At 61.2% G+C, this 13,137-nt stretch carries 12 protein-coding genes; 7 read left to right on the top strand and 5 right to left on the bottom strand.

From position 1 onward, the window contains the following. Positions 1-22: 22 nt before the first annotated feature. Entirely contained in the window at positions 23-1,456 is a 1,434-nt protein-coding gene (gene eat, locus PSH66_RS26300; RefSeq protein WP_003176317.1) for an ethanolamine permease, read from the bottom strand. A 148-nt stretch (positions 1,457-1,604) separates the two neighbouring features. Then, positions 1,605-3,125 (bottom strand): aldehyde dehydrogenase family protein, encoded by a 1,521-nt coding sequence (locus PSH66_RS26295; protein ID WP_003176316.1) that lies wholly within the window; start codon positions 3,123-3,125, stop codon positions 1,605-1,607. 271 nt (positions 3,126-3,396) lie between these two features. On the opposite strand from PSH66_RS26295, the gene PSH66_RS26290 reads away from it, so the two are divergent. The 5 genes from PSH66_RS26290 (at position 3,397) to PSH66_RS26270 (ending at position 8,892) form a co-directional block, all read left to right on the top strand. Further along, the gene (locus PSH66_RS26290) at positions 3,397-5,295 is read left to right on the top strand and encodes a sigma-54-dependent Fis family transcriptional regulator (RefSeq protein ID WP_305427938.1); all 1,899 of its coding nucleotides are present in this window, start codon (positions 3,397-3,399) and stop codon (positions 5,293-5,295) included. Between the two features lie 185 nt (positions 5,296-5,480). Further along, entirely contained in the window at positions 5,481-6,524 is a 1,044-nt protein-coding gene (locus PSH66_RS26285; RefSeq protein ID WP_305429656.1) for a hypothetical protein, read from the top strand. A 115-nt stretch (positions 6,525-6,639) separates the two neighbouring features. Next, a complete protein-coding gene (gene mpl / locus PSH66_RS26280; RefSeq protein WP_042945321.1) occupies positions 6,640-7,989 on the top strand; it encodes a UDP-N-acetylmuramate:L-alanyl-gamma-D-glutamyl-meso-diaminopimelate ligase in 1,350 nt (449 codons plus the stop codon). Continuing rightward, complete coding sequence (gene ubiX, locus PSH66_RS26275) at positions 7,986-8,615, top strand: flavin prenyltransferase UbiX (protein ID WP_003176312.1); 630 nt, start codon at positions 7,986-7,988, stop codon at positions 8,613-8,615. Before mpl ends, ubiX begins: the two co-directional genes overlap by 4 nt. After that, complete coding sequence (locus tag PSH66_RS26270; RefSeq protein WP_003176311.1) at positions 8,608-8,892, top strand: YceK/YidQ family lipoprotein; 285 nt, start codon at positions 8,608-8,610, stop codon at positions 8,890-8,892. Before ubiX ends, PSH66_RS26270 begins: the two co-directional genes overlap by 8 nt. Before the next feature lie 51 nt (positions 8,893-8,943). On the opposite strand, the gene PSH66_RS26265 is transcribed toward PSH66_RS26270, so the two are convergent. The 3 genes from PSH66_RS26265 to PSH66_RS26255 form a co-directional block, all read right to left on the bottom strand. After that, positions 8,944-9,585, bottom strand: a complete 642-nt coding sequence (locus tag PSH66_RS26265; RefSeq protein ID WP_305427937.1) for an oxidoreductase — start codon at positions 9,583-9,585, stop codon at positions 8,944-8,946. Between the two features lie 29 nt (positions 9,586-9,614). Next, positions 9,615-11,333: a C13 family peptidase gene (locus PSH66_RS26260; RefSeq protein WP_003176309.1), complete on the bottom strand. Its 1,719-nt coding sequence runs from the start codon at positions 11,331-11,333 to the stop codon at positions 9,615-9,617. Between the two features lie 105 nt (positions 11,334-11,438). Beyond that, a complete protein-coding gene (locus tag PSH66_RS26255) occupies positions 11,439-11,894 on the bottom strand; it encodes a MaoC family dehydratase (protein ID WP_003176308.1) in 456 nt (151 codons plus the stop codon). Positions 11,895-12,057: 163 nt separating this feature from the next. Between PSH66_RS26255 and PSH66_RS26250 the strand changes: the two genes are divergently transcribed. Beyond that, positions 12,058-12,411 (top strand): CidA/LrgA family protein, encoded by a 354-nt coding sequence (locus PSH66_RS26250; protein WP_003176307.1) that lies wholly within the window; start codon positions 12,058-12,060, stop codon positions 12,409-12,411. After that, positions 12,408-13,124, top strand: coding sequence for an LrgB family protein (locus PSH66_RS26245; RefSeq protein ID WP_003176306.1), 717 nt, complete (start codon positions 12,408-12,410; stop codon positions 13,122-13,124). The genes PSH66_RS26250 and PSH66_RS26245 overlap by 4 nt, the downstream gene beginning before the upstream one ends. Positions 13,125-13,137: the final 13 nt, after the last annotated feature.

Genomic DNA, 13,137 nt, shown 5'->3' with positions numbered 1-13,137 from the left:
CCCGCGCCGAGGTTTACGGCAGTCAGTGCAAGGCGGCCTCTGCGGCCTGGATCGCCGCGAATTCCTCTTCGGGCGTGCCTGCTACCAAGTGATGCCGGCTGTAGAAAGCAAAGTAAGCAATTAATACTCCATAGATGATCGCAGCGCCAATCACCACCCGAGGATCCACCAGAAAGCCCGCCACCACGGCGACGCAGGCCAGTACCAGCGCCACGCCGGAAGTGAAGATGCCACCCGGTGTGCGGTAAGGACGTTCCATTTTGGGGCGGCGGATGCGCAAGGTGATGTGCGCGGCCATCATCAGCACGTAGGAAATGGTCGCGCCAAACACGGCTACCAGGATCAGTAAATCACCCTGGCCGGTCAGCGACAGGCCAAAACCGATGATGCCGGGGATCACCAGCGCCAGTACCGGCGCCTTGCTCTTGTTGGTCTGCGACAGCTTGCGCGGCAGGTAGCCGGCGCGGGACAGGGCGAAAATCTGCCGCGAATAGGCGTAGATAATCGAGAAAAAGCTCGCAATCAGCCCCGCCAGGCCGACCAGGTTGACGAAGCTGCCCATCCACGTCGAGCCACCGTACGACAGTGACAGCGCTTCCACCAATGGGTTACCGGATTTGATCAGCGCATAAGTCCCCGCGCCGCCTGGTGCGATCACCAGAATCAACAGGGCAAAACTGGTCAGCACCACAATGGCGCCGATCAAGCCACGAGGCAGGTCGCGCTTGGGGTTCTTGGTTTCTTCGGCCGCCAGTGGCACGCCCTCGACCGCCAGGAAAAACCAGATCGCATAAGGGATTGCGGCCCACACGCCAACGTAGCCGAAGGGCAGAAAGGTGCTGGCGCCCTTGGCTTCGGTGACTGGGATGTCCAGCAGGTTGGCGACGTTGAAGTGCGGCACCATCGCCACCAGGAACACACCCAGCGCAATCGCGGCGATGGCGGTGATCACAAACATCAGTTTCAAGGCTTCACCGACGCCAAAGATATGGATGCCGATGAAGATGATGTAGAACGCCAGGTAGATCATCCAGCCGCCAATGCCGAACAACGACTCGCAATACGCGCCGATAAACACCGCAATGGCGGCAGGGGCGATAGCGTATTCGATCAGGATCGCGGTGCCGGTGAGGAACCCGCCCCAGGGCCCGAAGGCGCTGCGGGCAAAACCGTAGCCGCCGCCGGCGGTGGGAATCATCGAAGACAGTTCGGCCAGGGAAAAACACATGCACAGGTACATGGTGGCCATCAGCAAGGTAGCCAGAAACATCCCGCCCCAGCCGCCCTGGGCCAGGCCGAAGTTCCAGCCGGCGTAGTCGCCGGAGATCACGTAGGCAACGCCGAGACCGACTAATAACACCCAGCCGGCGGCGCCTTTTTTAAGTTCGCGTTGTTGGAAGTAATCAGTGTCGACTTTTTCGAAGTCGACGGAAGAGCCAGTGGGTTCGCTAGGCATAGGGAAGTACCTTTCATTGTTATTGTTTTTAACCCGGCATCTTTGTGCCGGATGCACATCGCAAGTACTTATGAAGATTTAAATGTGGAGGGAGGCTTGCCCCCCTCCCACAGTTGATTGCATTTCAAACGTGGGAGGGGAGGGTTGGTTAGAAGAAGCCCAACGGATTAATGTCGTAGCTCACCAGCAAGTTTTTAGTCTGCTGGTAATGATCCAACATCATCTTGTGTGTTTCACGGCCCACGCCGGACTTCTTGTAACCGCCAAACGCGGCATGCGCCGGGTACAGGTGGTAGCAGTTGGTCCACACGCGACCGGCCTTGATCGCCCGGCCCATGCGGTACGCGCGGTTGATGTCGCGGGTCCATACGCCGGCGCCGAGGCCGAACTCGGTGTCGTTGGCAATCGCCAGGGCTTCGGCTTCGTCCTTGAAGGTGGTGATGCTGACCACCGGGCCGAAGATTTCTTCCTGGAACACGCGCATGTCGTTGGTGCCCTTGAGCAGGGTCGGCTGGATGTAATAGCCCCCAGCCATGTCGCCGCTGAGCTGCTCGACCTTGCCGCCGGTGAGCAGTTGCGCGCCTTCGCCCTTGGCGATTTCCAGGTAGGACAGGATTTTATCGAACTGCTGCTCGGACGCCTGGGCGCCGACCATGGTGTCGGTGTCCAGCGGGTCGCCGCGCTTGATCTGTTCGATTTTCTTCATCACCACTTTCATGAAGTCGTCGTAGATCGATTCTTCAACCAGCGCACGGGATGGGCAGGTGCACACCTCGCCCTGGTTGAAGAACGCCAACACCAGGCCTTCCGCCGCTTTTTCGATGAACGATGGCTCGGCTTTCATGATGTCGGCGAAGAAGATGTTCGGCGACTTGCCGCCCAGTTCGACGGTCGATGGAATAATGTTTTCGGCCGCCGCGTGCATGATGTGCGAGCCCACCGGGGTGGATCCGGTGAAGGCGATCTTGGCGATGCGCTTGCTGGTGGCCAGGGCTTCGCCAGCTTCTTTGCCGAAACCATGCACCACGTTCAGCACGCCTGGTGGCAGCAGGTCGCCGATCACTTCCATCAGCACGTTGATGCCCAGCGGCGTTTGCTCGGCGGGCTTGAGCACCACGCAGTTGCCCGCGGCCAGCGCCGGGGCGAGTTTCCAGGCGGCCATCAGCAGGGGGAAGTTCCACGGGATGATCTGGCCGACCACGCCCAGGGGTTCGTGGAAATGATAGGAGGCGGTGTGTTCATTGATTTCGGCGCTGGTGCCTTCCTGGGCGCGGATGCAACCGGCGAAATAACGGAAGTGGTCGGCAGCCAACGGGATATCGGCGTTAAGGGTTTCACGCACGGCCTTGCCGTTGTCCCAGGTTTCGGTGATGGCCAGCAGTTCGAGGTTCTGTTCGATACGGTCGGCGATTTTCAGCAGCACCAGCGAGCGGTCCTGCGCCGAGGTCTTGCCCCAGGCGTCAGCGGCGGCGTGGGCGGCGTCCAGCGCCTTGTCGATGTCTTTGGCGGTGGAGCGCGGGAATTCGGCGATAGGCTTGCCGTTGACCGGCGAAGTGTTGGTGAAATAGTTGCCGTCGACCGGCGCAACAAATTCGCCACCAATGAAGTTGCCGTACTTGGCCTTGAACGAAACGATCGCGCCTTCAGTACCGGGGTGTGCGTAACGCATGGTGGGTATCTCCTGGCTTTTATGTTTATTGGAGTGCAGCGCTCAAGCGCTTGATAAAGCGTAGAGCAAAGGTCGGGCCAGCGCTTTGCAGGCAGGTAAATCAAGGGGTTGGAGATTGTTGCGACGCATGACTGTCACGCTCCCGGGACAGGTGAAGTGACAATCTGTGCCATAAACGGTACAGCCTGTGACCGGTGGGTCGGGCCGGGATTGCATTGGCGCAAAGCCTGGGGGATGCTGGGCGTTCTCACGCAGGGAGAACAATAAGAACATGCACAACGATCATTTCAGTCGCCATGCCCAACAGGTACTGACCGTTGCACGCGGGCACAGCCTGCCCCAGGGACCCGCCAGCGACCCGTCCATCGCCCGCTCCTGGCTGCGTTGCCTGGAGGACTACCACCTCGACCCAGCGCAGACCATCGCTCCCACGGTACTGGAACATGGTCGCGTGCTGGAGAGCCGCGAGCGCCTGCAACAAGTCCTGCACATCGCCGGCACGGAGATGAACAGCCTGCACCAGCAACTTTCCGGCGCCGGCCACGCGGTGCTGCTTACCGACGCCCGCGGGGTGATCCTCAACTGTGTCACCGCGCCGTCCGAGCGCCGGATTTTCGAGCGTGCCGGGCTGTGGCTCGGTGCCGATTGGAGCGAAGCCTGTGAGGGCACCAACGGTATCGGCACCTGCCTGGTAGAGCGTCAGTCACTGACCATTCATCGTGATGAACACTTTCGCGGCCGGCATACCGGGCTGACATGCTCGGCGAGTCCGGTGTTCGATCCCCATGGCGACCTGCTGGCGGTGCTGGATGTGTCATCGGCCCGCGAGGCGGTATCGCGCCAGAGTCAGTTTCACACCATGGCGTTGGTGAACCTGTCGGCCAAGATGATCGAGAGCTGTTACTTCCTGCGTCATTTCGAGCACCACTGGCTGCTGCGCTTTCACCTGCAGGCCGAATCGGTGGGCCTGTTCAGTGAGGGGCTGCTGGCGTTCGATGGGGAGGGGCGGATTTGTGCCGTCAACCAGAGCGCGCTGAATTTGCTCGGCCAGGTGCGTGACGGCTTGCTGGGGCAGCCGGTCGACGCGTTTTTCGACTGTTCGCTGGACTCATTGCTCGGTCGCGCCAGCGCCAATGCCACCGCCAGTTGGCCCCTGCGCACCCGCGATGGGCGGCATCTGTTTGCGGCCTTGCGTGGTCAGCCACGCACGGTGCCGGCTGCCGTGGTCAAGGCGCAGCCGGCACCTGTGCCCGGCATCTGCCTGGGCGACCCGACGCTGCAAAGCGATTTTCGCAAGGCGCTGCGCGTATTCGAGCGTGACGTGCCATTGCTGATCAACGGCGAAACCGGTTCCGGCAAGGAAGCCTTTGCCAAGGCCGTGCACCACGCCAGCCAGCGCGCCGGTAACCCTTTCGTGGCGCTCAATTGCGCCGCCATCCCGGAAAGCCTGATCGAAAGCGAACTGTTCGGCTACCGCGGCGGTAGCTTTACCGGTGCGCGCAAGGAGGGCATGCACGGCAAGTTGCAACAGGCCGACGGCGGAACGCTGTTTCTCGATGAAATCGGTGATATGCCCCTGGCTCTGCAAACCCGCCTGTTGCGTGTGCTGGAGGATCGCAAGGTGGTGCCGCTGGGCGGTGAACCCCAGGTGGTGGATGTGCGCATCATCAGCGCAACCCATAGGAATTTGCTGGCGCGTGTGCGGGACGGCAGTTTTCGCGAAGACCTGTACTACCGACTCAACGGTCTGGAAATCGCCCTGCCACCCTTGCGCGAGCGCAGTGACCGATCCCAGGTGCTGGACTTCCTGCTCGCCGAAGAGGCCGGGGCGCAATCGGTGCAGCTGGAACCGGATGCTCGCCAGGCGCTGCTGGCCTTTGCCTGGCCGGGCAACCTGCGCCAGCTGCGGACGGTACTGCGTACCCTGGTGGCGCTGTGTGATGACGGCCGAGTGGGGTTGGCGGACCTGCCTGCGCTGCTTCATCCGTCACCCATGCCGCCGCCGATCACCGAGTGGCCGCTGGAAGATGCCGAGCGCCAGACCCTGATCGCCGCGCTGGAGCGTCAGCATTGGCACATGACGCAGACCGCCGAACACTTGGGCGTAAGTCGCAATACGTTGTATCGCAAGTTACGCAAGCATGGCATTAACCGTTCTGCCTCGTTGTAAGTTCGGTCTGTCAGTTGTTGTGCTCGTAGCGTGTCAGTGATACCGAGTTTTTATTGTTTAGTTGGAAACATCGTGCGCGTTGAGTTGGGCTGCGCTGACAGGAACTGTTCAGCGCAGATGGCTCACTTAATTAGGGCAACCAGCGACAGTGTTTTCTGACAATAACAAGCACTCGGGTGAACACGATGAGAATTACCACACCAGCCGTTCCTTTCATTCCTGCACAACCGCCAGCCGTGGAGGCACCTTCTGCACCGCCGACAACCTACGACAACGACGCACCTGAAGCGCCCTTACGGCGCAGCAAAAGAGGACTGAGCTTTTCGTGGTTTAGAAAAACCCCATCCCCGCCGCCACTTCCTCCAAAGCCAGCCCTGGTCGGGCCAACCCCGCCGCCCAAGCCTGTGCTTTCGCCAAAGCCCGGACCGTCTTCAAAACCCGGCCAGATTCCGTTGCAGGAAAAATTCAAGGGAACGGGGCAGGCGATTATCCACGCCAATAAAATCAAGGTTCAGGATGAGTTGCTGCTGACCAACCTGCGCAAGCAGGCGCCGATCAGCGTGGCGGATGCCGCCAAGCGTTTGATCGATGCTGACAAGTTGATCAAGGCGGGCGTTATTTCCACCGCACCCAATGCCAGTCGCGTGGCCCGTGATGCGTTTATCAGCGCAGGTATCACCGGGATGGTCAGCGCGCCCATCAACGTGGCGTCCTATGCCGGCTCGGTGGCCACCGGCGAGTCGATCAAGGCGACCTATGCGCCGGGCGTGTTGCCGCCACCTTTTTTGCCGGGGGCGGGCAGCGCACCGAAACCCCAGGCGTCCTCGTCGACTGAATCGACACTGTCCGCGCCAGACCCGATCAATGCTCGGTTGGAGGAAGCCGAGATGAAGTTGCTGGGCATGGCGTCTACCGTAATGTTTCTGCTCGGCGATACGCGCGATGTATTTACCAAAGATGAAAGTTGGCCTACCGATACTGCCGCACGTTTGAATAACCTTGAGAAGTTGCTCGGTGTATCGGAACAACAACTGAAAAAAGCGGCTCGGCAAAACAGCCTTGTGTTCAAGCCGTATAAGCCTGGGGAAGCGATTCCCACACAACCGGAACAACGTCTTGATCTGATCGATAAGAAATTCGAACGCATGGTCGAGACATACGAGAAGTTGCGTTTTCTTGCCGCGATGAAAGAGACGGAAAATAAAGCTGGGGCTGTAACGACCGCCTGAAAAGCGTTGCGGCCGAGTCAAGGTCCTTGCGACACCTTGCTCGGCCGCAGGCTGTATAAAGAGTGCGATTTCATACGCCCTGCGCTAACCTGCCTCGATGTTTAAGAGGTCAACCATGCATATTCATATTCTCGGTATTTGCGGCACATTCATGGGTTCGATGGCGGTTCTGGCCAAAGAGCTGGGGCACCACGTTACGGGCTCCGACGCCAATGTCTACCCGCCCATGAGCACGCAACTCGAGGCTCAGGGCATTGAGCTGACCCAAGGTTACGACCCTGCGCAATTCGACCCGGCGCCCGACCTGGTGGTGATCGGCAATGCCATGTCCCGTGGCAACCCTGCGGTCGAATACGTACTCAATAAGGGCTTGCCCTATGTGTCCGGCCCGCAATGGCTGGCTGACCACGTGTTGCAAGGGCGCTGGGTATTGGCCGTTGCCGGCACCCATGGCAAGACCACCACCAGCAGCATGCTCGCCTGGGTGCTGGAGCATGCGGGCATGAGCCCCGGCTTCCTGATCGGCGGTGTGCCGCAGAACTTCTCGGTGTCGGCGCGTCTGGGCGATACACCATTCTTTGTGATTGAAGCGGACGAATACGACAGCGCGTTTTTCGACAAGCGCTCCAAGTTCGTCCACTACCGTCCGCGCACGGCGATCCTGAACAATCTGGAGTTCGATCACGCGGATATCTTCCCCGATCTACCAGCCATTGAGCGTCAATTTCACCACTTGGTGCGCACCATTCCGAGCGAAGGCCTGGTGATTCACCCCACCACCGAGCCGGCCTTGCAGCGCGTGATCGAGATGGGCTGCTGGACCCCGGTGCAAACCACCGGCGCCGGCGGACAGTGGCAGGTCAAATTGCTCAGCGAAGACGGTTCCAGGTTTGAAGTGCTGTTCGAAGGCCAAGCCCAGGGCATCGTCGAATGGGACATGACCGGCCAGCACAACGTCGCTAACGCCTTGGTGACGTTGGCGGCTGCGCGGCATGTGGGTGTGGTGCCGTCCATGGGCATTGCTGCGTTGAGCGCGTTCAAGAGCGTGAAGCGGCGCATGGAAAAAGTCGCCGATGTGAACGGGATTACCATCTACGATGACTTCGCCCACCACCCCACGGCGATCGCCACCACGCTGGATGGCCTGCGCAAGCGTGTGGGAGATGCACCGATCATTGCGATCATCGAGCCGCGCTCCAACTCCATGAAGCTCGGCGCGCACCGCGATGGCTTGCCCGAAAGCGTCAACGATGCCGATCAGGCCGTGTGGTATGCGCCGCCCAACCTCGGCTGGGACCTGCCGGGCATTGCGGCGTTGTGCACCGTGCCGTCGACGGTTCGTGACAGCATTGAAGGCATTATCGAGTACGTCAAACAACAGGCCAAACCGGGCACCCACGTGGTGGTCATGAGCAACGGCGGCTTTGGCGGCCTGCATGGCAAGCTGGCCGAGGCGCTCAAATGAGCGGGCCCGAACGCATCACCCTGGCGATGACCGGCGCCTCGGGAGCGCCCTATGGTCTGCGCCTGCTCGACTGCCTGGTGCGCGAGGACCGTGAGGTGCACTTTTTGATCTCCAAGGCCGCGCAACTGGTGATGGCCACCGAGACCGACGTGGCGTTGCCGGCCAAGGTGCAGACCATGCAGGCGTTCCTCACTGAGTACACCGGTGCGGCGGCGGGGCAGATCAAGGTCTATGGCAAAGAGGATTGGATGTCGCCGGTGGCCTCGGGCTCCGGTGCTCCTGCGGCGATGGTGGTGGTACCGTGTTCCACCGGTACGCTGTCGGCGATTGCCACGGGGGCCTGCAACAATTTGATCGAGCGTGCGGCGGACGTGACCTTGAAAGAGCGTCGTCAGTTGATCCTGGTGCCGCGCGAGGCGCCGTATTCGAGCATTCATCTGGAGCACATGCTCAAGTTGTCGAATATGGGCGTGACCATCCTGCCGGCGTCGCCGGGCTTCTATCACCAGCCGCAAACCATCGATGACCTGGTGGACTTCGTGGTGGCGCGCATTCTCAACCTGTTGAACATCCCCCAGGACATGCTGCCGCGTTGGGGCGAGCACCATTTGAGCAGCGATGAATAAGGCCCTGCTGCTGGTGCTGGCGCTGCATCTGACGGGCTGCGCCACCGCGCGTACGCTGGACGCCGCGCAACCCGGCGCGCCGGTGGTGTATGCCGGCACGCGATTGGACCTGTATGCGATCAATGGCGGCTGCTGCGCCAAGGACCGGTTTGGCGCCGAGGCTCCGAGTTACCCCGGCGTCGACCTACCGGCCAGTGCGTTGCTCGATACCTTGCTGTTGCCGCTGTCGGTGTTGACAGTGCTGGGGGTGGGGTTTAACGCCACGGGCGGGTTATGACGTAACTTCCTGCGGCAACACAAAACCAATGTGTAAGGTCTTTAGATCGCCTTACTTACCGAGTTTGCGCAGCTCATCCGACTCCACCACGCGCACCCCATCCTGCTCTTCCAGCGCCAGCCGCCACATGGCTCGCGCCAGTTCGCACACTTCAATGCCGTGGTATTTGCCCGGGATCAACCGCGACAACGGCCCGGCCAGTTGTTCGGCCAGACGCGGTTCCAATCGCTCTCCCAACAACAGCGATGGCCGCACGATGGTCAGTTGCGGCCAGTCCTGGGCCTTCAGCGCCTGCTCCATTTGGCCTTTGACCCGGTTGTAGAACACCGAGGATTTCGCGTCGGCGCCGATCGCGCTGATGACGATCAGGTGCCGCGCGCCCAGCTCCCGCGCGCGCTGGGCGAAGGCCACCACCAGGTCCAGGTCGACGGCGCGGAAGGCTGCTTCGGAACCGGCTTTTTTCAGGGTGGTGCCCAGGCAACAAAAGGCGATGTCCACCTGCCCACTCAGTTGCGGCAGCAACGCCGCCGGGTCGCCCACCGGGTTTTCCAGGTGCGGGTGTTCGGCCAGGGGTCTGCGGCTGGGTGCCAGTACGCGGGTAACGGTGGGTTCGTTGAGCAGGCGATCGAGCAAGTGTTCGCCGGTAAGGCCAGAGGCGCCAGCCAGCAGGATATGCTGCGGTGTCAGGTACATGGTGTTTCCCCCTTGTTACACGTTACAGCTTAGTTGCCTTTGGCTTCCTTGCTATTCATTGAGACGCTTTCCAGCGCCTTTCGTGCCTGCTGTTTACGTAATAATTGCCAGTGGGCGATCACGCCCTTGGGGGCCCAGATCTGCGGTTCGGACGCTTCGAAGTTGTCCGCCTGTTCGCGTTCGGCGACGTGCAGTTGCGCCAGCTTGAAGGCTTGCTGCAAGTCGTCTGTCTGGTTGAAGGCTTGAGCGAAGAGAGCGTCGCCGAAGTAGGTAAAGTCCGCTTCCTCCGAGCAACCGAAGGACACCCGGTCAGCCCGCGAAGCGGTCATGATCAGCGTGCGATCGTCTTTGAGCGCCGGGATGAAACCGCCGGAGTAGCAGGCGGAGATCACCACGATCTTGTCGCGGTTTTTCAGCGGTGCCAGCACGGCGGCCAGTTCATCGGCCGGCAGGTCGGCCAGCTCCATGCGCGGCTGGTCCAGCACCAGTTCGTGTTCGTGGGTGCCGTGGCTGGTCATGTAGATAAACACAAGGTCTTCCGGCCCGGTGCGTTCGGCCAGGGTTTGCACCGCCTGGCGCAGGCTTTCGCGGGTGGCCAGGGGGCGGTCGGCGATATGGTCGCGGTGGTTGACCAGACGGACCTGCCCGCGTGCACCGAAGCGCGAGGCAAGCAGGTTACTGACGTAATCGGCTTCGCGCAGGAATACGCTTTGTTTGCCGTCGCCGGCCAGCACCAGGGTATACAGCTCCACGGCGGGGGTGGACGCGGGCACGGCGGCCAGGGCTTCATCGAGCAAGCGGCCCTGGGCCAGTACGCCGAGTTCCAGCGGGTCGGGCAGTAATTTACCGTCGGCATCGCGCACGCGCAGGCCATTGACCCAGGTGCCGGCTTGCACCGTGCCGTCGGTGAGTACCAGCGTGCCGCGACCCTGATAATTGTCGCTGTCGAAGCCACCGATATAGAAGCTGCCGTCGGTGAGGTTCAAACGGCCCTCGCCGCTGAAGCGCCAGTCGCTGAACTGGCCGACGTAATGGCTGCCGTCCACGCCGATCAACTCGCCCTTGCCGGTGAGAGCGCCTTCCTTGAACTGGCCGATCCACACGTCACCGTCGGCGTTTTCGTAGCGGCCCTTGCCGTTGAGCTGGTTCTGTTTGAACTGGCCGACATAGATGTCGCCGTCGGCGCTGTTGAAGGTGCCGTTGCCTTCCAGCTGACCCTCGACGAAACGCCCGCTGAACTGGTTGCCGCTGTCGTCGTTGCGCTGGCCTTCGCCGTTGGGTTTGCCGTGGGCGAATTGACCCTGGTACTGGCTGCCGTCGGCCAGTTCCAGGCGACCAAGGCCGGAGTACTGGTCGTCCTTGAATTCGCCGCGATAGGTCATCTGCCCTTCTTTGAGGGTGCCTTCGCCGTTGCGCCGACCCTTGCTGAACCCACCGACATAGTGGCTGCCTGTCGTGGTCAGGCTGCCCTGGCCGTCGAACAGGCCCTGCTTGAACTGGCCTTTATAGACTTCGCCATTGCTGCCATGCCACTCACCCTGGCCGTGCCACTGGCCTTTGTCGAACGCGCCGGCGTACCAGCTGCCGTTGGGGTAGTCGACGCGACCCTGGCCTTGCAGCAGGCCGTTGACCACATCGCCCCGGTAACGGCCTCCATCGGGCAGGCGCGCGTCGGGCGGCAACAGCGATTCGCCGTCTCCGCAAGCGGTGAGCAACAGGGCAAGGGCAAGGGGAGCGAGTGGGCGCATAGCGGGATCCGGATAATTGAGCGCCGAGTATGCCGCAGCTGCGAGTTTCATACATAAATTTACATACCCTGTGGTGAGTTTCAGTGCCTCACCACAGGGAACGCCTTACACGAAACAGAGTGACAGCGACTCTGCGATGTAAGCCGGTTTTTCCTGACCTTCGATTTCCAGGGTGGCGGTGGCCTTGAACAGCCACTGGCCGGGTTTTTTCTCGGTGACGTCGGTGAGGGTGACGTTCAGGCGCACCTTTGAGTTGACCTTCACCGGCTGGATAAAGCGCACGCTGTCCAGGCCATAGTTGATCGCCATCTTCAGGCCTTCGGGCATGATCAGAATGTCTTCCATCAGCTTGGGCATCAGCGACAGCGACAGGAAACCGTGGGCGATGGTGCTGCCGAACGGGGTTTGCGCGGCCTTGACCGGGTCGACGTGGATGAACTGATGATCGCCGGTGGCCTCTGCGAACAGATTGATGCGTGCCTGGTCAATGGTGAGCCATTCGGAACGTCCCAGTTCCTTGCCGACATAATCGTTGAGCTGCGCTACGGGTACATAGGGCATTGCGTCTCTCCTTGGTTCATCGATACGGTTTTCATGGGTGACAGACAACCAATGTAGATCATCATGGGCAACCGGCACGGTCAAGCCACCATGCTCTTGGCGAATGCCGATCCATAGCGCCGGCGTGCTTATAATGCGGGCGAGTCTCGAGGGGAGAGAGCGAATGCTGTTACGTGGCCTGACCTGGCTGGTGCTGTTTCAATTGATCGGTACGGCGATCAATCATTTGCTGTTGCCGGTATTGCCGGGTCCGATCATCGGCCTGCTGCTGATGCTGGGTTTCCTGATCTGGCGTGGTGAAGTCGGCGAGCCACTGAGCCTGGCGGCGAGCAGCCTGTTGCGCTATTTGCCGTTGCTGCTGGTGCCGCCGGCGGTCGGCGTGATGGTCTACGCCAAGGACATCGCTGCGGATTTCTGGGCCATCGTCGGCGCGCTGGTGCTGTCGCTGGTGGTCGCGATGGCGTTTGTCGGTGTGCTGATGCAGCAGATGGTCAAGCGCAAGGAGAAGGACCAATGATGTTCGACTGGCAGGGGGCGTGGACGGCGGTGATTCATCATCCCCTGTTCGGCATCGGCATTACCCTGGGCGCCTATCAACTGGTGCTGGCGGGTTTCGAGAAAACCCGCTGGATTTTCCTGCAGCCGGTGCTGGTCTCCATGCTGTTGGTGATCGGCGTGTTGCTCAGCTGTGGCCTGAGCTACGCCGAGTACCGCAAGAGCACCGAGATCATGGGTATCCTGCTCGGCCCGGCCACGGTGGCCCTGGCGGTACCGCTTTATCTGAATCTGCGGCGGATTCGCCAATTGTTCTGGCCGATTTTTACTACGCTGGTGTTAGGCGGAGTGTTGGCTACCGGGCTGTGTGTGCTGCTGGGTTGGTGGTTCGGTGCCGAGCACATGGTGTTGATGACCATGGCGCCCAAGTCGGTGACCTCGCCGATCGCCATGCTGGTGGCCGAGCAGATCGGCGGCGTGGCGGCATTGGCGGCGGTGTTTGTACTGATCACCGGCGTGGTCGGCGCGATGGTCGGCCCGGCGTTGCTCTCGCGCCTGGGCGTGCACAGCCCCGAGGCGCGCGGCATGGCCCTGGGCATGACGGCGCACGCGGTCGGCACCTCGGTGGCCCTGCAGGAAAGCGAAGAGTGCGGCGCCTTTGCGGCGTTGGCCATGAGTCTGATGGGCGTGGCCACGGCGGTATTCCTGCCGCTGGCTGTGTCGGTAATCGTTTAAACCAGGTTTAAGG

Source organism: Pseudomonas sp. FP597, from assembly GCF_030687435.1.
GTDB lineage: Bacteria > Pseudomonadota > Gammaproteobacteria > Pseudomonadales > Pseudomonadaceae > Aquipseudomonas > Aquipseudomonas lactucae.
This window is presented reverse-complemented; position numbering and strand designations above follow the sequence as displayed.

Excerpts from the sequence above, each read along its gene's own strand:
- eat (WP_003176317.1), bottom strand. The coding sequence starts at position 1,456 with ATGCCTAGCGAACCCACTGGCTCTTCCGTCGACTTCGAAAAAGTCGAC.
- PSH66_RS26295 (WP_003176316.1), bottom strand. The coding sequence starts at position 3,125 with ATGCGTTACGCACACCCCGGTACTGAAGGCGCGATCGTTTCGTTCAAG.
- PSH66_RS26290 (WP_305427938.1), top strand. The coding sequence starts at position 3,397 with ATGCACAACGATCATTTCAGTCGCCATGCCCAACAGGTACTGACCGTT.
- PSH66_RS26285 (WP_305429656.1), top strand. The coding sequence starts at position 5,481 with ATGAGAATTACCACACCAGCCGTTCCTTTCATTCCTGCACAACCGCCA.
- mpl (WP_042945321.1), top strand. The coding sequence starts at position 6,640 with ATGCATATTCATATTCTCGGTATTTGCGGCACATTCATGGGTTCGATG.
- ubiX (WP_003176312.1), top strand. The coding sequence starts at position 7,986 with ATGAGCGGGCCCGAACGCATCACCCTGGCGATGACCGGCGCCTCGGGA.
- PSH66_RS26270 (WP_003176311.1), top strand. The coding sequence starts at position 8,608 with ATGAATAAGGCCCTGCTGCTGGTGCTGGCGCTGCATCTGACGGGCTGC.
- PSH66_RS26265 (WP_305427937.1), bottom strand. The coding sequence starts at position 9,585 with ATGTACCTGACACCGCAGCATATCCTGCTGGCTGGCGCCTCTGGCCTT.
- PSH66_RS26260 (WP_003176309.1), bottom strand. The coding sequence starts at position 11,333 with ATGCGCCCACTCGCTCCCCTTGCCCTTGCCCTGTTGCTCACCGCTTGC.
- PSH66_RS26255 (WP_003176308.1), bottom strand. The coding sequence starts at position 11,894 with ATGCCCTATGTACCCGTAGCGCAGCTCAACGATTATGTCGGCAAGGAA.
- PSH66_RS26250 (WP_003176307.1), top strand. The coding sequence starts at position 12,058 with ATGCTGTTACGTGGCCTGACCTGGCTGGTGCTGTTTCAATTGATCGGT.
- PSH66_RS26245 (WP_003176306.1), top strand. The coding sequence starts at position 12,408 with ATGATGTTCGACTGGCAGGGGGCGTGGACGGCGGTGATTCATCATCCC.